Origin of the sequence: Catenulispora sp. GAS73 (genome assembly GCF_041262085.1) — a bacterium.
Classification (GTDB): Bacteria; Actinomycetota; Actinomycetes; order Streptomycetales; family Catenulisporaceae; genus Catenulispora.
This window is the reverse complement of sequence record NZ_JBGCCM010000021.1, coordinates 104225-120927: the sequence shown is the minus strand read 5'-3', so window position 1 is coordinate 120927 and position 16703 is coordinate 104225. Positions and strand designations below refer to the sequence as shown.

Sequence of the window (16703 nt, the reverse complement as noted above, 5' to 3'; positions counted from 1 at the left end):
GCTTGCCGGTCGCCGAGCTACGGCCGGAGACCGTCGCCCGCGCTCAGCTCACCGGTCGTGCTCAGCTCACCGCTTGCCGAGCTACGGCCGGAGACTGCCGCCAGTGCTCAGCTCGCTGCCCGCGCTCAGCTCACCGGTCGTGCTCCGCTCACCGCTTGCCGAGCTACGGCGGCGCAGCCCGGCCACTGGCTTCCGCGCTCGGCACCCCAGCCGGGCGACCGTCGGCGAGGGAATCCGGCGGTCGCCCGGCGTCCTGGCTGCCTGTCCGGTTACCAGTTCGTGGTGATGTAAGAGGTTTCGAGATACTCCTCGATCCCCTCGAACCCGCCCTCGCGCCCCAGCCCCGACTGCCGCACGCCGCCGAACGGCGCCGCCGGGTCCGACACCAGGCCGCGGTTCAGGCCGATCATGCCGACTTCCAGTTGCTCGCCGATGCGCAGCCCGCGGGCCAGGTCGCGCGTGTACAGGTAGCCGGTGAGGCCATACTCGGTGGCGTTGGCCTGCGCCAGGATCTGCTCGTCCGAGGACGCCGCGTAGATCACGGCGACCGGGCCGAACACCTCCTCGGTCGCCAGGGCCGAGGCAGGGTCGGCGTCGGTGAGCACGGTCGCCGGGTAGAAGAAGCCGGGCCCGTCGGGCGGGGCGCCGCCGAGGCGGAGCTTCGCGCCGTCCGCGACCGCGTCGTCCACCAGCTTCGTGATCCGCTCCACGGCGCGGCGGTTCACCATCGGCCCGAGCCCGGTGGCCGGGTCGATACCAGGCCCGAGCCGCAGGGCCGCCATCCGGTCCGTGAGCTTCGCCGTGAACTCCTCGGCGACCTCCTCGCGCACCAGGAAGCGGTTGGCCGCGGTGCAGGCCTGGCCGCCGTTGCGCATCTTGGCGACCATCGCGCCCTCGACCGCCGCGTCGATGTCGGCGTCCTCCAGCACGATGAATGGCGCGTTGCCCCCGAGCTCCATCGAGCAGCGCAGAACCCGTGGCGCGGCCTGCGCCAGGAGCTGCCGCCCGACGGCCGTCGAGCCGGTGAAGGACAGCTTGCGCACCCGCTCGTCGGCCAGCCCCGCCGCCACCAAAGGCCCGGGCTGCGCGGTCGGCAGCACGTTCACCACCCCCGCCGGCGCCCCCGCCTCGGCGAGCAGCGCGGCCAGATACAACGCGGTCAACGGCGTGTCCTCGGCCGGCTTGAGCACCACGGTGCACCCCGCCGCCAACGCCGGCCCGATCTTGCGCGTCGCCATCGCCGCCGGGAAGTTCCACGGCGTGACCAGCAGGCAGACCCCGACCGGCTTGCGCAGGGTCAGGATGCGGTTGGCGCCGGAGGGCGCGGTCCGCAGCTCGCCGCCGATGCGCGGCGCCTCCTCGGCGAACCACCGGAAGAACTCGGCGGCATAACCGACCTCGGCACGCGCATCGGCCAGGGTCTTGCCCATTTCGAGGGTCATGAGCCGCGCCAGCTCGTCGGCACGCTCGTGCATGAGCTCGAAGGCCCGGCGCAGCACCTCGCCACGGACGCGAGGCGCGGTCGAAGACCACGACGGCAACGCGTCGGAGGCGGCGGCCAGCGCGGACTGGAGGTCCCGGGGCCCGGCACCGGCGACGGTCGCCAGCACCTCGCCGGTAGACGGGTTCAGCACGTCGAAGGGCTCGCCGTCGCCGGATGCCCAGTCGCCGCCGATATAAGGGCTCGTTGAAAAGCCCTGAGGCAGCTCAGTCCGAGAGGTATTCACAGCGCCGCCAAAAGAATCGCGTGCACGTCTTCGGCCGAAGCAGCGCGCGGCGTATTCGCCATCACCGCATCATCCAACGTGTCCGCCACCAACTGCGGCAGATCCGCCTTCGTGATCCCGAACCCGTCGAGCCGCAGCCCCAGCCGCACATCCACGACCAGCTCCTCGACCGCCGCGATCGCCGCGTCCGCGTTGCGCGAGGCCGACGCCGACGCGTCGAACACCCCCAGCGGCTCCGCCAACCGCGCCAGCCGCTCCACCCGCTCCGGCCGATTGAACCGCAGGCACTCGCCGAGCACCATCGCCAGCGCCACACCGTGCGGCACGTCGAAGCGCCCACCCAGCGGGTGCGCCACGCCGTGCACGATCCCCAGCCCCGTCGTGCTCATCGCCAGCCCGGCGGTGTGTGCGGCCAGCAGCAGGTGCGAGCGCGCCTCCAGGTCCGAGCCGTCGGACACCGCGCGCCGCAGGAACTGCGAGACCAGCCGTACGACCTGCAGGTCCAGGCCGTCGGCCCAGGCGTTCGCGCGGATCGACAGGAACGACTCCACCGCGTGCGTCAGGCAGTCGATCCCCGACGCCGCCGTCGCCCCGGCTGGCAGCGTCAGGGTCAGCGCCGGGTCCAGGATCACGGCCCGCGCCAGGCAGCTCGGCCCGCCGAGGTAGCACTTGCGGTGCGTCCCGGTGTCGGTCACCACGCCGAAGTCGTTGCACTCCGCCCCGGTCCCGGACGTCGTCGGCACCGCCACGATCGGCAGCGCCGGAGCGAGCCCGGCGCCGCCCCAGCCCAGCGCGGCCGACGGCACCGTGTTCGCCGCCGCCAGCGCGATCGCCTTCGCGCCGTCCAGCGCCGAGCCGCCGCCGAGCGACACCACGACGGTGTCGGCGCGCCGTCCGCCACTGCCCAGCGCCCTCACCACCACAGCGCCCGCGTCGACGTCATCAGTGGTCGGATTCGGGTGTACCTCGCCGAACACCTCGACGTGCAGCCCCGCGGCCTCCAACCGTGAGGCGACATCCGAGGGCAGGGGAGTGGCGATCAGCCCCCGGTCCGTCACGATCGCCGCCCGCGTCGCGCCGAGCCCGCGCACCTTGCCCGCCAGCTCGGCGACGGCGCCCACGGCGAACGTCGTCGGCGGGAACGGCCCGATCCCGATCGTCTGCTGCGTGATATCGGTGCTCATGCCGGTCATGCCCGTCATGTCGTGGCCTCCATCCGAAGTTCGACCCCTGCGATGTCCTCGTACAACCGCACCGGCGTCATCTCGCCGGCCCGGTCCCCGTACGCCGCCCGGGCCCGCCGGAACAGCTGCTCGGTGATCGCCCCGACCTCGACCGGCACCTGCACGGCCCGCGCCAGATCGACGGCGAGCCCGGTGTCCTTGCAGGCCAACGCGATCGCGAAGCCCTCGTCGTAGTCCCCGGCGGTCAGCAGCGGAAGGAAGTCCCGCTCCAGCAGCACCGAGTTCGCCGGCGAGGCCACCAGCGAGCGATGCAGGATGCTGAGATCCACGCCGGCCTTCACCCCGACGGTCAGCGCCTCGGCGATCGCCACCAGCTGCACGAACCACAGCTGATTGATCATCAGCTTCACCGCGTACCCGGCCCCGTGCCCGCCGACGTGCAGCACCCGCTTCGGATCGCCCATCACGTCCAGCAGCGTCCGCGCCGCCTCGAAGTCCGCGGCGTCCCCGCCGACGAAGATCTGCAGCGTGCCCGAATCAGCACCCTTCGTCATCCCCGACACCGGGGCATCCAGCACCCTGATACCGCGCTCGGCCGCGCGCCGGCGCACCCGGTCGGCGACTTCGGGCACTGATGTCGACATGTCTATCCATAGACTGTTCTCCGGCATCGCGGCCAGCACCCCGCCGGAGCCCAGCAGCACGTCCTCGACGATCGCCGGGGTCGGCAGCATCGTCACCACCACGTCGGCGTCCTCGGCGGCCTGCGCCGCGCTGCCGGCGGCGATCGCGCCGTAGCCCACCGCGGCCTCGGTCCGTGCCGCGTCCGTGTCGAAAACCCTCAGCGCCACACCCGCGGCGGCGAGGTTGCGGCTCATCGGGCCGCCCATGTTGCCCAGACCTATGAAGGCGACTCGCATGGCGTTTCTCTCCATCACCCGAGGTTGATCCACGTCGTTTTCAAGGCTGTGTAGTTGTCGAACGCGTGCAGCGACTTGTCGCGGCCGGAGCCGGAGTCGCCGAATCCGCCGAAGGGCGTGATCACGTCGCTGGCGTCGAAGGTGTTCACCCAGACCGTGCCGGCCCGCAGTTCCCGGGCGGCCCGGTGCGCGGTGGCCAGATCCCGGGACCACACGCCGGCCGCGAGGCCGTAGCGGGTGCCGTTCGCCAGCCGTACCGCGTGCTCCGCGTCCGAAGCCGCCAGATGCACCAGCACCGGCCCGAAGATCTCCTCCTGTGCCGAACGCGCGCCCGGCGCCACACCGTCGATCACCGTCGGCGCCACATACGGCGCCGCCAACGCATCCGGCCCGCCGACCACGAACCGCCCGCCTTCCTCGGCGGCCACGTCAAGCCACCCCAACACCCGCCGCCGATGCGCGGCACTGGCCAGCGGACCGACCTGCGTGGCCGCGTCCAGCGGATCGCCGACCACGAAGTCCTTCGTCTTCGCGGCCACCAGCGCCAGCAGTTCCTCACGCACCTGGGGCACCGTCACCAGCAACGAACCGGCGTTGCACGTCTGCCCGGCGTTGTAGTAGATGCCCCAGGTGATCGCCTCGGCGGCGGCGTCCAGATCCGCGTCCGCCAGCACCACCTGCGCCGACTTGCCGCCGAGCTCCAACGCGACCTGCTTGCCGTTGGACTCCCCGGCGTACGTCAGCAGCCTGCGACCCACGCCCGGCGAGCCGGTGAAGGCGATCTTCGCGACCAGATCGTGCTTCGCCAGCGCCGCCCCGGTCACCGGACCGAGTCCCGGCACGACGTTGAACACGCCGTCCGGCACCCCCGCGGCGCTCGCCAGCTCGGCCAGCAGCAACGAGCCGAGCGTGGAGTCCTCGGCGGGCTTGAGCACCACCGAGTTGCCGGCGGCCAGGGCCGGGCCGAGCTTCCAGCTGGCGATCATCAGCGGGTAGTTCCAGGGCACGATCACCCCGATGACGCCCAATGGTTCGCGCGTGACCAGCGCCAGCGCGCTGCGCGGGGCCGGGGCGATCTCGTCGTAGCGCTTGTCGATGGCCTCGGCGTACCAGCGGATCGCGGCGGCGGTCTTGGGGACGTCGACGGTCGTGGTGTCGCCGATCGGCTTGCCGACGTCCAGCGTCTCCAGCAGTGCCAGTTCTTCGGTGTGCTCGTCGATCAGCTCGGCGAAGCGCAGCAGGACCCGCTTGCGCGTCGCGGGATCGGCCCGCGACCATACACCGGACTCGAACGCCGCGTGCGCCGACCGCACCGCCGCATCGACGTCCCGTTCGCCGCCGGAGGCGATGTCGGCCAGGGCGCGGCCGTCGCGGGGCGAGGTGGAGGTGAACCGCTCGCCGGAGGCGGCGGGGACGAACTTCCCGCCGATGTACAGATCCCGGCGCGAGATCTCCAGCAGCGCGGCCTTCGAAGCCCAGTCTGTTCGCTGCTTGATGGTTTCGCTCATGCCAGCCGCGCCAATCGTTCCTCGTCGATCTCGAACCCGAGCCCCGGGGCCGACGGTACCGTCAGTGTTCCGTCTGCGGTGATTCGTACCGGGGCGGCCAGCATGAAGTCGCGGCGCTCCTCGGTCCAGGTCGGCGGGTCGTAGGGGTACTCCAGGAAGGGGCCGCCGCCGACGCCCGCGGTGACGTGCAGGTTGGCCAGCAGGCCGATGCCGTTGCTCCAGGTGTGCGGGGTGAAGCGGCGGTTGCGGGAGAACACCACCTCGGCGATGGTGCGGGTGCGCAGCATCCCGGCGGCCAGGACCACGTCCGGCTGGTACACGTCCAGCGCGTCGGCGGTGACCAGGTCCAGCAGTTCGGGGAAGGTGCGGACCATCTCGCCGCCGGCCACCCGGACGCCGGTGGCCTGGCGCACCGAGCGCAAGCCGTCCACGTCGTCCAGCGGCAGCGGCTCCTCCAGCCAGAACACACCGAGCTCGGCCAGCGCGGAGGCGATCCGGCGCACCTCGGCCGGGTCCAGGGCGGCGCGCACGTCCCCGGGCATCCGCCAGCTCTGGTTCAGGTCCACCATCAGCTCGAAGCCCGGGCCGACGGCCTCGCGGACCGCGCGCAGCGTCGCGATGCCCTCGTCGGCCCGATCGGCCGGGATGCGGATCTTCGCGGCGCGGAAGCCCTTGTCCTTGATGGCCAGGATGCTGTCCACGCGCTCTTCGCGGCCCAGGATCCGGCCGGTGGAGGCGTAGACCGGCAGCCGGTCGGTGGCGCCGCCGAACAGCGTGGCCACCGGCACCCCGAGCGCCTTGCCCATGATGTCCCACAGCGCCACCTCCAGCGGCCAGTAGCGGCCGGCGTGGAAGGAGATCGTCTCCAGGGCTCTGACATGGCGCGCGATGGCCAGCGGGTCGTGGCCGAGGAACAGCTCGGCGTAGGGCTCGAAGCCGTCCATGGTGTCCCCGGAGCCGTAGCCGACCAGGCCCTCGTCGGTGGTCACCTTCACGACGGTCGCGGCGAACCGGGTGCGCGGCACCGGGTCCCAGGCGGCGTCGAACGGCGGGTCCAGGGGCAGGGTGGCCCGCAGTAACCGGATGTCGGCGATCTTCACGCTGTGCTCACTTCGCTCTTGGCGGGTACTGCGCTGTCATCGGGCATTGCCGCACCGGAGAAGAAAGGGTTCGTCGGCGCGTCGCGGTGCTTCATGACCTCGTCGAGCCCCGGCCGCCCCGCCGCGCCGTTGGCCAGCGCCGTGGCGGTCGCCAGCCGGTTGTTGCGGTAGACGCTCTGCTCGTCGTCGGCGCCGGGATTCACCCAGACGGCGGCGATCAGCACCAGCTCACCGACCGCGTCGGCGCTCACGTGCCCGGCCGCCACCGCGTCGGCGACCCCGCCGGCCACTCCGGCCTGCGCGGCACCCCAGGTGAGGTTCCCGTGCGCGTCGTTCTCGATCGCCGCCTTGGTGACGAACAACGTCGGCGGCTGCACCGCGACCCCCGGCGCCAGCACGGCCATGAACGGCACGTGCCCGGCGCTCGGCGTGGCCAGCGCGGTGGCCCAGGCGCTGCCCGCCGGGCCGGTGCGCGGGCCCAGGACGGTGTTGATGTGCGCGGCGTTGACGCCCGTTCCGACGAACGACTCGCCGATGTGGAGCTCGCTCATTACTTGGTGAACCCGTTCTTCTTGAGCCAGTCCTGCGCGACCTGGTCGGCCGGCAGACCCTGGGCGTCGACCTCGGCGTTCAGCTCGGTCATGGTGGCGTCGTCGAGTTTGGCGGCCACCGGGTTCACGATCGTGGCGATGGCCGGGTACTTGGTCAGCAGCGACTGCTTCAACGTCAGCGCCGCGTTGTAGTTCGGGAAGAAGTGCTTGTCGTCCTTGAGGACCGTGAGTTTCAGGGCACTGATGCGGCCGTCGGTGGCGAACACCTCGCCGAAGTTGCAGGTGCCGCCCTTGGCGGTCTCGGTGTAGATGACGCCGGTGTCCAGCATCTTGATCTGGTCCTTGCCGGCGGTCAGGCCGTAGGCCTTGGTCATGCCGGGGAAGCCGTCGTCGCGGGTGGAGAACTCGGACTCGATGCAGAACGTGGCGTCCGAGGGGGAGAGCTTGGCCAGGTCCGACAGCGTGTGCACGCCGAGCTTGTCGGCCTGGCCGGCGCGGGTGGCGAAGGCGTAGGTGTCGTTCATCGGGGCCGGATCCAGCCAGGCGATGCCGTTGGCGGCGTCCGCGGCCTTCACCTTGTCGTACTGGTCGGTGGGGTCCGAGACCGGCGCGGTGTTCTTCTGGTAGGTGATCCAGGCCGTGCCGGTGTACTCCCAGTACATGTCGACCTGGCCGGAGGTCAGCGCGGTGCGGGTGTTCACCGAGCCCTTGATGTCGGTCTTGTCGGTGAACTTCGCGCCGTGCGCCTGGAGCAGGTACTCGGTGATCTTGCCGAGCAGGATGCTCTCGGTGAAGTCCTTGCTGGAGACGGTGAACGAGGCGCCCTTGAGCTCCTCGCCCATGGAGCCGGAACCGCCGCCGGAGGATTTCGAGCTGCCGCAGGCGGTCGTGCTGGCCAACAACGCCGCGGCGGATATGCCGCACCAGAGAATGCGGGAACGCATGAGGGGCTCTCCGTTCGAAATGGGGTTGAGGGGAGTGCTTGGGAAAACCGGAGGTACTTACAGGCCGCGCGGCCGCGTGAACTCCTCGGCGATGCGCGCGAGCCAGTCCACGAAGAAGGCGATGCACATCACCAGCACCGCGCCGGTGACCTGCACGGGGAACCGGTTCAGCTTCAGCCCGTTGACGATGATGTCGCCCAGGCCGCCGGCGTTGACGAAGGTGGCCAGCGTGGTGACGCCGACCGCGAGCACCAGCGTGGTCCGCACGCCGGCCATCAGCACCGGCACCGCCAGCGGCAGCTCGATCTTGCGCAGGATCTCGCCGGGCCGCATCCCGATCCCGCTGGCCGCCTCGACGACAGCCGGGTCGATCTGCTGCAGCCCGACGATCGTGTTGCGCAGCACCGGCAGCACGCTGTACGCCACGATCGAGATCATCGCGACCTTCACGCCGACGTCCAGCTTCATGGTGAGCAGCACCAGCAGGCCGATCGCCGGGAACGCCTGCCCGAGGTTGGCCAGGCCCAGGAAGAACGGCGCGACCAGCCGGGCCCGCGGCCGGGACAACGCGATGCCCAGCGGCACCGCGATCACCAGAGTGATCGCCGCGGCCAGGAACGTCAGCTTCAGGTGCTGGCCGATCGCAGTGCTCAGATACGACCAGTTCAGCGTGCGCTGTTCGATGGAGTCCAGGTTCTGCGCGTGGACCCACAGATACAGACCGAGCAGTGCCAGCGCGATCAGCACCGGCGTGGTCGCCAGCCGCAGCACGTTCCGGCGCGAGCTCCGGTCCCGGGCCACCGTGAACGCCAGGCTTCCGGCGTCGACGCCGGTCGGCGGCGCCTCGACGGCGCTCACAGCCCGACCGCCGCGGAGGCGCTCTCAGCCTCGGCCAGCTGCGTCGCCGCGACCGCCTTGCGCACACTGGCGAAATCGGCGCCGCCGAGGGTGGCGCCGGCGGCGTCCACTATCCGCACCGCTTGCGCGCTGCCCAGCAGCTGCTCGGTGACCTCGCGCAAGGTCGCGTCGGCGGCGATCGCAGGATCCTGCGAGCTCGTCGCGATCGCCGGATCGGCGGCGTGCGCGGCGGGCAGCAGCCCCAGCAGCCGGACGTGCGCCGTACTGCCGACGAACTGCCGGACGTGCTCGTCGGCCGGATTCGTCAGCAGCGCCAGCGGCCGGTCGTACTGCACCACGCGCGACTGCTCGGCCAGCACCGCGATCCGGTCGCCGAGCAGCAGCGCCTCCTCGAAGTCGTGCGTCACGAAGATGACCGTCTTGCCCAGCGAACGCTGAAGATCCTTGAACTCGCGCTGCAACCGCAGCCGCGTGATCGGGTCGGTCGCGCCGAACGGTTCGTCCATCAACAGCACCGGCGGGTCGGCGGCCAGAGCGCGCGCCACGCCGACGCGCTGCTGCTGCCCTCCGGACAACTGGCGCGGGTAGCGCGAGAGATACTTCGCCGGCTCCAGGCCGACCAGCGTCAGCAGCTCCTCCGAGCGCGCGGCGATCCGCTTCTTCGGCCAGCCGAGCATCTTCGGTACCGCGCCGACGTTGTCGGCGATCGTCATGTGCGGGAACAGACCGATGGACTGGATCACGTAGCCGATCCGCCGCCGCAGCTTCACCGGATCGGTGTGCGTGACGTCCTCGCCGCCGAGGCGGATCACCCCGGAGGTCGGCTCGATCAGCCGGTTGATCAGCTTCATCGTGGTGGTCTTGCCGCAGCCGGAGGGCCCGACGAAGGCGACGAGCTCCCCGGCGGGGATCTCCATCGACACGTCGGCCACGGCCGGGGCCGGCTGCCCCGGGTAGACCTTGGTCAGGTGCTCCAGCTCGATGCCGAGCGCCTGCGGGCTGTCAGAGTTCTCAGACACGGATCCCCCTGGAGACGGTGACGCGGCGCAGCACGAGGTACACGGCGTCGAAGGCCAAGGCGAGCAACGCGATCCCGAACGCGCCGACGACCGCCTGGTTGGTGGCGTTGACCGAGCCGAGCCGGGACAGGCCGGTGAAGACCAGGTTCCCCAGCCCCGGCCCGGAGACGTAGGCGGCGATCGCCGAGATGCCGAACACCAGCATGGTCGCCACCCGCAGCCCGGCCAGGATCACCGGCCAGGCCAGCGGCAGCTGCACCCGGACCAGCCGGCGCACCGGCCCCATCCCGATGCCGGCGGCGGCCTGCGTCACCGCGGGGTCCACGCTGCGCAGCCCGGCCACCGTGTTGCGGATGATCGGCAGCTGCGCGTAGACGACCAGCGCGATGACGGTGGTGGTCCAGCCCAGGCCGGTGGCCGGCTGCAACAGCGTCAGCAGCGCCAGCGAGGGGATCGTCAGCAGCGCCCCGGCGAGGGCCATCACCGGCCCCGAGATCCGCGGACGGTCCCAGACCAGCGCACCGATCGTGACGCCTACCGCGGCGGCGATGACCATCGTCAGCAGCACCAGCTGGATCTGCTCCCAGAACAGGGGCCTGATGTACGGCCACTGGACCTTCAAGTAGTCCGACAGCGACGGGCTCGGCACGGTCCCCCTCCTTTCCTTCCGCTGGTTTGTTGCGGTCATGAGCTTGAGGTGTGGCTCAAACTAGAACCGCGTGAGCGAAAGTTTCAATAGGCGTCACCAGAAGTTGCTATGGTTGCAACATGCCGCCGATATCAGAGGTCAAAGAATCCGGTTTTGTCCGGGATCTCGACATCCTCGAAGCCCTGTCCGAGGCCATCGCCCGGACCGGCGAGGGACTGCGCCTCACCGACATAGCCGTGGCCACCGGCCGTGAGAAGAGCCAGGTCTCCCGCGCTTTGTCGCGGTTGGAGCGGGCCGGGTTGGTGGCGCGCGACGACACCTCGCGCCGCTTCGGCCTCGGGTGGCGGCTGTTCCACTTCGCCGCCATGACCGCCGAGGCGCGCCTCACCGGTCGAGCGCAGCCGGTGATGCGGGAGCTGGTCGCCTCGCTCGGGGAGACGGTGCATCTGTGCGTGCTGCGCGGGATCGCCTGCGTGACGGTGCACTCCGAGATCCCGCGCCACGGCTTCCGCGGCCTGGCCTGGGTCGGGGTCGAGGCCCCCGCGCACACGCTGACCGCCGGGCGCGTCCTGTTGGCGGAGTTGGGGGCGGAGTCGTTGCTGGCGCTGTATCCGGACGAGGAACTGCCGGACGTCCCGCCGACCGGGCATATCAGGACCCGCACAGAGCTGATCGACGAGTGCGCGCGGATCAGGGCACGTGGATACGCCACGGTGGACGAGGAGTTCGAGCCGGGCCTGGTCGGCGCGTCCTCGGCGGTGTACGACTTCCGCGGGATCGCGGTGGCCTCGCTGAACGTGGCCGCGCCTAAGAGCCGGCTGGAAGGGCGCCTCGACGCGCTGGGGCAGCGGTTGGCCGGGGTGGCGCGGCGATTGTCGGGGGATCTGGGGTGGCGCGCCTAGGCAGCTTTAGCAGGACTCAGATTCGCTCACGCAGGCGCGGGCAGCACAGCCACTTCATCAAACTTCTGTGACACCGGCTCCTGTCCCCACCTCCGGGCCAGCACCGTGCACACCATCAGCTGGATCTGGTGGAACACCATCAGCGGCAACACCATCAGACTCAGCGCGTGCCCCGGAAACAGCACCGCCGCCATCGGCAGCCCGGCCGCCAGACTCTTCTTCGAACCGCAGAACACCAGCGTCACGCGCTCGGGCCGCGCGAACCCCAGCTGCCGCGAAGCCAGCCCGGTCAGCGTCAGCACCGCGGCGAGCACCGCCGCGCAGCACACCACCAGCGTCCCCAGCCGCGGCAGCGACACCGAATGCCAGACCCCTGCGACCATGCCCTCGCTGAACGCGCTGTAGACCACCAGCAGGATCGAGCCGCGGTCGACGACGGTCAGCAGCGGCTTGTGCGCGCCGATCCAGTCGGCGATCCAGCGGCGCGCGACCTGCCCGGCGACGAACGGCAGCAGCAACTGCGCCGTCAACGACGTCACCGCGCCGCCGTCCACCCGCACCGCGCCGCCGAGCACGACCGAGGCCAGCGCCGGGGTCACCACGATCCCGGCCAGCGAGGAGAACGACGCCGCGCACACCGCCGCCGCGACGTTGCCCCGGGCCAGCGACGTGAACGCGATCGAGGACTGCACCGTCGAGGGCAGCAGCGTCAGGAACAGCACGCCCTTGGCCAGATCCGGGCCGAGCACCGGTTGGGACGCCGCCTCGGCCGCCAGCCCCAGCAGCGGGAACAGCACGAACGTCGAGGCCAGGATCACCAGGTGCAGCCGCCACTGCTTTACGCCGTCCCACGCGGCCCTCGGCGACAGTCGCGCGCCGTACAGGAAGAACAGCAGGCCGATCACGAACACCGTCGCATGGCTCAGACCGGTCGCGGCGCCGCCACGGGCCGGGAGCAGCGTCGCCAGCCCGACCGCGCCGAGGATCGCCATCAGTTGGGGATCGACCCCGACCTTGGCCAGAGCGCCGCGCGCGGTGCGCCCTCCCCGCTGTAGTACGTTCGCCACAGCCCTTCCTCCTCCCGGTCGGGCTCGATTGTATACAATCAAGGTGGCCGATGGACAGCAGGGTCGACAAGGACGGCGGCGGGGGTGTCGGGGGCGCCGGTGGTGTCACCCGCGCCATCCGCGATGACATCATCCGCGGCGTCCACGCCCCCGGCGCCCGGCTGGCCGAGGAGGCGCTGTCGGCGCGCTACGGCGTCTCGCGCGTCCCGGTCCGCGAAGCCCTGCGTACGCTGGAGGCCGAGGGCTTCGTCGCCCGTCGCCCCTACGCCGGCGTGGTCGTCGCCGAACTCGACGACGCCGAAGCCGAGGACCTGGTGGAGATCCGCTCCCTGCTGGAGCCTCTGGGCGCCGCGCGAGCCGCCGTCCGCCACACCCCCGAGCAGCTCGGCCGGCTCAAGGAGCTGGTGGCGTTGGCCGACGACGCGCTGGTCGCCGGCCGCCTGGAGGAGCTGGCCCGACTGAACAGCCGGTTCCACGAAGTGCTGGCCCAGGCCTCCGGCAGCCGGACCCTGGCCGAGCTGATCACCCAGCTCAGATGGAAGATGGAATGGGTCTACACGGCCAAGCTGCCGCGCCGCGCGCAGGATTCCTGGCGCGAGCACCGGGAGATCGTCGAGGTCCTGGAATCCGGCGACCCGGACAAGGCGGCGCGCGTCGTCACCCGCCACATCGCCAAGGGCCGCGGCGCACACCGTCCGCTGGACCCGCCGGATCCGCAGACGATCGCGGCGGATCAATGCTCTGACTCCTAGATTGTATACGATTTCCGACAGCGATACCTTGCCCGGGTGATGCAGGATTTCCGACATGACGCCCTGACCACGTTCCACGGGCTGCCGATCTTCTCCTTCTCGTTCGGCAGTGCCGCCGACCTCGAACCGGGCGGCATCCCGGAGGACGTCGAGGCCTGGGCTTGGCGCGTCGGCTGCGAAGACATGGACAGCGCCGCCGGCGACCGGATCTGGGCGTTGTTCCTCGCCTCGGTCGACACCACGCGCGTCAAAGCCCTGACGCTGAGCAGCTGGGACGGCGAAGAGGCCATGTCGGGCTGGGACGACGCCCGCGACGCTCTCCTCGCCGACGCGAGCCGGTTCCCGAACCTGGAGGCGCTCTTCCTCGGCGACGTCTCCTCCGAGCAGACCGAAGTCTCCTGGATCGAGCAGGCCGACCCCGGTCCGTTGCTCGCCGCGTTCCCGAACCTGGTCGTCTTCGGCATGCGCGGCGCCTCCGCACTGGACATGGAACCGCTGGTCCATGAAAACCTGCGCGAGCTGACGATGCAGACCGGCGGCCTGCCGCCGCGGGTCGTGCGCACCCTCGGACTGTCCACCCTTCCGGCACTCACCGGCCTGGACCTCTACCTCGGCACCTCGATCTACGAAGGCGGCGCCGGCGCCGACGACCTCGCCGACATCCTGTCCGGCACGGCGTTCCCGACCCTGCGCCACCTGGGACTGCGCAACGCCGAGGACACCGACGCCCTGGCCGCGCTGCTCGCGCACGCGCCGGTGGTGGCCCGACTGGAGTCCCTGGACCTCGCGCTCGGCATGCTCGGCGACGAAGGCGTGGCCGCGCTGCTGGCCGGGCAGCCGCTGACCCACCTGCGCCGGCTGGACCTGCACCACCACTGGATCAGTGACGAGATGATCGACCGGCTGTGGCAAGCCCTTCCCGAAGTGGACGTCAACGTGGACGAAGCGCTGCTGGGGCGCGACGGCGACCGGTTCATAGCGGTGGCCGAATGAGCACCCCGAGCTGGGTGGTCGTCGCCCTTGAGGACGAGCCGGCGCGCGCCGAGTGGTCGCGTGCGGCGCAGGACGCCGACGTGCCGCCGCCGCGTTTCGTGGCGTGGTCGGCCGTGCTGGACTCCCAGGCCGACTCCGAAGCCGACTCCGAGGCCGAGTTCGGCCCCGGCGAAGTGGTCTTCGCCGAGCGCCTGCATCCGCGCGTCACCGGCAATCCGGTCGGCGGTCAGCGTGCGCGGTATGCGGAGCTTCAGGCCGCCTTGGGGCAGTTGGACGCTCGGGTGAGGAAGGCCGGCGCGCGGCTGGCCGCGGCCGTCGAACCGACGTTGCTGGCGCTGGATCGCGCGAAGCGTGACGAGTTCCTGAGCCAGAACGGCGTCCCGGTGCTGGGGCTCCCCGATCCGGCGGTCCGCGGCATCCTGCGTCCCCGGTTCGCCGGCTCGGACGACTGGCTGATCGACGGCTGGCGCACCCGGCTGTACCGGCACCGCAGCCGCACCGGCTATGAGGTGTGGCGCGCTCCCGGCGACGCGGCAGGCAGCCGGAACGAACTCGACGAGCTCGTCGAGCTGCTCGCCGACGACGGGATTCACAGGGTCGGCTCGCTGCACCGCGTGCACCTGGGCAACGCGTTCTACGACATCCGGTTCGCGGTCGTGGACGGCAAGGCCACGCACGCCGCCGGGATCAACCGGGAACAGGTGGTCCTGCGCGAGTGGTACGGCGGCCGGCGCCCGGAGATCGAGGCGTTCCTGGCGCGGTTCGGAATGGAGCGCTGGGAGCAGCTGGTGGCGCTGGCCGAGCGGACCGCTACGTACTTTCCCGGTATCCGGTCGCTGGGCGTCGATCTCATCATGGACAACAGCGACTCGCAGTACGTCCTCGACGTCGATCCGTTCGGCGCGTCCCTGCCCGGGCTTCTCGGCGCCCCGCCGAACGCCTCGCGGGAGCCCATTTCCGTGCGGGCGGCAGTGCTGCGCTCGCTATCTGTGGGATCCTGAGCCCCGTCGTCGCCGCCGGTATGCTGCGCGACTGACAACGTTCCGACACGGGAGGCATTCTCACCGCCATGAAGCACCGCCGCCATGGTCTCCTGCTCGCAATCACCGCCCTCGCCTTGTCGGTGTCGGCCACCGCCTGCTCCGGCGGCTCCTCCGGTCAGAGCGCGGAGGCCAGTTCGGCCTCCAGCAGCGCGGCCGCGGCGAAGGTGGTCACGCATGTGATGGAGACCAATCCCGTCGATCCGCACACGATTCTGCGCTCGGGAGCCCCGGGCACGGGCCCGATACCGACCGGCGCCGGGCCGGACGGGAAGGTGACCGCGCAGCCCTTCGACGGCGTTCCGAAGGTCGGCGCGGTGTTCTTCAGCGTCGGCGGCGCGGTGTCGGCGCACTACTGCACCGGCAGCGTCGTGCACAGCGCGTCGGGGAACCTGATCGTCACCGCCGGGCACTGCGTCTACGACAAGCTGTTCGCCGGGTGGCAGAACCACGTCGTGTTCGTGCCCGGGTACCACGACGACATCGCGCCGTACGGGCTGTGGGCGGCCACGGAGGCGTATGTGGACGCGGGGTGGGTGAACAAGCAGGACGCGGATTCGGACATAGCGTTCCTCAAGGTGCGCAAGGTCGGCGGCGGGACGCAGACGTTGGAGAGCATCACCGGGGCGGACACGTTCACCACGTGGCCCGGGTACGAGAACGCGGTCAGCGTGGCGGCCTATCCGCTGACGGCCTCGAAGCCGGTCGGGTGCGCGAGCAAGACGAAGAAGGCCTCCGACACCCAGTTGGAGCTGGACTGCAGCGGGCTGCCGGACGGGGCCAGCGGCAGTCCGTTCATCGCTTCGGGGGACCGGCTGGTCGGCGTGCTCGGCGGGTACGAGAAGGGCGGGAACACGCCGGACACCTCGTACAGCATCTACTTCACGGACAAGATCGCGAAGATCTATCGGGCCACCGCCGGGTCGTGATCTGTGGCCGGCGGTCGGCCGCTGGGCCTGGACGTGCGGCGGGATGGCATCGCAGGATGCGGATATGGACGTTCGGGCTTCGTCGCTTCCCGCGCGCCGGCCGATGGTTGGCCGTGCCGGCCGCAGCGCACCGTCTTGGCGACCTCCGACACGCCGGGGACGCCGCTGACCGTGACCGGTGTCGTCTATGGACGTCACGCAGCGGGGCACGGGCGAGGCGGTCGCGTTCGACTTCGTGCTGAACGTGCAGCAGGATCCCGGCGGAGGGCCGCCCCCGCCGGGCACGAGCTGGGTCGCCGGCCACGCCTACAACGCCGGTGACACGGTCACGTACAGCGGCGCCACGTACGCGTGCCTGCAGGCGCACACCTCCCAGACCGGCTGAACCCCCGAACGCCCCGTCGCTCTGGCAGGCCCAGTAGGGCGTGTAACGAGCGGCGTGGCAGGTGCCGCCGCCGGTATTTCGCCTGGCGCCGGTGGCAGCGCTCTTGAGGGCTGGGGACAGAGCCCTCGTTCCGCGCGTCGCGAGCGTCTCGCCCCGCTCGCGTCGCGCGCTACTG

The 16703-nt window shown here is 71.0% G+C and carries 17 protein-coding genes; 6 read left to right on the top strand and 11 right to left on the bottom strand.

Going from position 1 to position 16703, the window contains the following annotated elements:
• Positions 1-269: 269 nt before the first annotated feature.
• The 10 genes from ABH935_RS29665 to ABH935_RS29620 are packed head-to-tail and all read right to left on the bottom strand — an operon-like array spanning position 270 to position 10499.
• Complete coding sequence (locus ABH935_RS29665) at positions 270-1727, bottom strand: NAD-dependent succinate-semialdehyde dehydrogenase (protein WP_370381227.1); 1458 nt, start codon at positions 1725-1727, stop codon at positions 270-272.
• Positions 1724-2929, bottom strand: coding sequence for an iron-containing alcohol dehydrogenase family protein (locus ABH935_RS29660; protein WP_370381226.1), 1206 nt, complete (start codon positions 2927-2929; stop codon positions 1724-1726). Before ABH935_RS29660 ends, ABH935_RS29665 begins: the two co-directional genes overlap by 4 nt.
• Positions 2926-3831 (bottom strand): NAD(P)-dependent oxidoreductase, encoded by a 906-nt coding sequence (locus tag ABH935_RS29655; protein ID WP_370381225.1) that lies wholly within the window; start codon positions 3829-3831, stop codon positions 2926-2928. The genes ABH935_RS29660 and ABH935_RS29655 overlap by 4 nt, the downstream gene beginning before the upstream one ends.
• A 14-nt stretch (positions 3832-3845) precedes the next feature.
• The gene (locus ABH935_RS29650) at positions 3846-5339 is read right to left on the bottom strand and encodes an aldehyde dehydrogenase family protein (protein WP_370381224.1); all 1494 of its coding nucleotides are present in this window, start codon (positions 5337-5339) and stop codon (positions 3846-3848) included.
• Entirely contained in the window at positions 5336-6439 is a 1104-nt protein-coding gene (locus ABH935_RS29645) for a mandelate racemase/muconate lactonizing enzyme family protein (RefSeq protein WP_370381223.1), read from the bottom strand. Before ABH935_RS29645 ends, ABH935_RS29650 begins: the two co-directional genes overlap by 4 nt.
• Positions 6436-6990, bottom strand: coding sequence for a formaldehyde-activating enzyme (gene fae / locus ABH935_RS29640; RefSeq protein ID WP_370381222.1), 555 nt, complete (start codon positions 6988-6990; stop codon positions 6436-6438). Before fae ends, ABH935_RS29645 begins: the two co-directional genes overlap by 4 nt.
• The gene (locus tag ABH935_RS29635; protein ID WP_370381221.1) at positions 6990-7934 is read right to left on the bottom strand and encodes a glycine betaine ABC transporter substrate-binding protein; all 945 of its coding nucleotides are present in this window, start codon (positions 7932-7934) and stop codon (positions 6990-6992) included. The genes fae and ABH935_RS29635 overlap by 1 nt, the downstream gene beginning before the upstream one ends.
• Before the next feature lie 57 nt (positions 7935-7991).
• Positions 7992-8792 carry an ABC transporter permease gene (locus tag ABH935_RS29630; RefSeq protein WP_370381220.1) on the bottom strand — a complete coding sequence of 267 codons (801 nt, stop codon included), beginning with the start codon at positions 8790-8792 and terminating at the stop codon, positions 7992-7994.
• Positions 8789-9811 carry an ABC transporter ATP-binding protein gene (locus ABH935_RS29625; RefSeq protein ID WP_370381219.1) on the bottom strand — a complete coding sequence of 341 codons (1023 nt, stop codon included), beginning with the start codon at positions 9809-9811 and terminating at the stop codon, positions 8789-8791. The genes ABH935_RS29630 and ABH935_RS29625 overlap by 4 nt, the downstream gene beginning before the upstream one ends.
• On the bottom strand, positions 9804-10499 hold the full coding sequence (locus ABH935_RS29620; RefSeq protein ID WP_370381218.1) for an ABC transporter permease: 696 nt from the start codon (positions 10497-10499) through the stop codon (positions 9804-9806). Before ABH935_RS29620 ends, ABH935_RS29625 begins: the two co-directional genes overlap by 8 nt.
• A gap of 80 nt (positions 10500-10579) precedes the next feature.
• Between ABH935_RS29620 and ABH935_RS29615 the strand changes: the two genes are divergently transcribed.
• On the top strand, positions 10580-11362 hold the full coding sequence (locus tag ABH935_RS29615; RefSeq protein ID WP_370381217.1) for an IclR family transcriptional regulator: 783 nt from the start codon (positions 10580-10582) through the stop codon (positions 11360-11362).
• Positions 11363-11388: 26 nt separating this feature from the next.
• On the opposite strand, the gene ABH935_RS29610 is transcribed toward ABH935_RS29615, so the two are convergent.
• A complete protein-coding gene (locus tag ABH935_RS29610; protein WP_370381301.1) occupies positions 11389-12354 on the bottom strand; it encodes a bile acid:sodium symporter family protein in 966 nt (321 codons plus the stop codon).
• Positions 12355-12479: 125 nt separating this feature from the next.
• On the opposite strand from ABH935_RS29610, the gene ABH935_RS29605 reads away from it, so the two are divergent.
• From ABH935_RS29605 to ABH935_RS29585, 5 genes are all read left to right on the top strand, one after another.
• Positions 12480-13181, top strand: coding sequence for a GntR family transcriptional regulator (locus tag ABH935_RS29605; RefSeq protein WP_370381215.1), 702 nt, complete (start codon positions 12480-12482; stop codon positions 13179-13181).
• Positions 13182-13220: 39 nt separating this feature from the next.
• Positions 13221-14174, top strand: a complete 954-nt coding sequence (locus ABH935_RS29600) for an STM4015 family protein (RefSeq protein WP_370381300.1) — start codon at positions 13221-13223, stop codon at positions 14172-14174.
• Positions 14171-15175 (top strand): hypothetical protein, encoded by a 1005-nt coding sequence (locus ABH935_RS29595; RefSeq protein ID WP_370381214.1) that lies wholly within the window; start codon positions 14171-14173, stop codon positions 15173-15175. The genes ABH935_RS29600 and ABH935_RS29595 overlap by 4 nt, the downstream gene beginning before the upstream one ends.
• Before the next feature lie 68 nt (positions 15176-15243).
• Entirely contained in the window at positions 15244-16143 is a 900-nt protein-coding gene (locus ABH935_RS29590) for a serine protease (RefSeq protein ID WP_370381213.1), read from the top strand.
• A 187-nt stretch (positions 16144-16330) separates the two neighbouring features.
• The gene (locus ABH935_RS29585; RefSeq protein ID WP_370381212.1) at positions 16331-16528 is read left to right on the top strand and encodes a carbohydrate-binding protein; all 198 of its coding nucleotides are present in this window, start codon (positions 16331-16333) and stop codon (positions 16526-16528) included.
• Positions 16529-16703: the final 175 nt, after the last annotated feature.

Coding starts and splice junctions, on each gene's coding strand:
- ABH935_RS29660 (WP_370381226.1), bottom strand. CDS start 2,929: ATGACGGGCATGACCGGCATGAGCACCGATATCACGCAGCAGACGATC.
- ABH935_RS29655 (WP_370381225.1), bottom strand. CDS start 3,831: ATGCGAGTCGCCTTCATAGGTCTGGGCAACATGGGCGGCCCGATGAGC.
- ABH935_RS29650 (WP_370381224.1), bottom strand. CDS start 5,339: ATGAGCGAAACCATCAAGCAGCGAACAGACTGGGCTTCGAAGGCCGCG.
- fae (WP_370381222.1), bottom strand. CDS start 6,990: ATGAGCGAGCTCCACATCGGCGAGTCGTTCGTCGGAACGGGCGTCAAC.
- ABH935_RS29635 (WP_370381221.1), bottom strand. CDS start 7,934: ATGCGTTCCCGCATTCTCTGGTGCGGCATATCCGCCGCGGCGTTGTTG.
- ABH935_RS29620 (WP_370381218.1), bottom strand. CDS start 10,499: ATGACCGCAACAAACCAGCGGAAGGAAAGGAGGGGGACCGTGCCGAGC.
- ABH935_RS29615 (WP_370381217.1), top strand. CDS start 10,580: ATGCCGCCGATATCAGAGGTCAAAGAATCCGGTTTTGTCCGGGATCTC.
- ABH935_RS29610 (WP_370381301.1), bottom strand. CDS start 12,354: ATGGCGATCCTCGGCGCGGTCGGGCTGGCGACGCTGCTCCCGGCCCGT.
- ABH935_RS29605 (WP_370381215.1), top strand. CDS start 12,480: ATGGACAGCAGGGTCGACAAGGACGGCGGCGGGGGTGTCGGGGGCGCC.
- ABH935_RS29600 (WP_370381300.1), top strand. CDS start 13,221: ATGCAGGATTTCCGACATGACGCCCTGACCACGTTCCACGGGCTGCCG.
- ABH935_RS29595 (WP_370381214.1), top strand. CDS start 14,171: ATGAGCACCCCGAGCTGGGTGGTCGTCGCCCTTGAGGACGAGCCGGCG.
- ABH935_RS29590 (WP_370381213.1), top strand. CDS start 15,244: ATGAAGCACCGCCGCCATGGTCTCCTGCTCGCAATCACCGCCCTCGCC.
- ABH935_RS29585 (WP_370381212.1), top strand. CDS start 16,331: ATGGACGTCACGCAGCGGGGCACGGGCGAGGCGGTCGCGTTCGACTTC.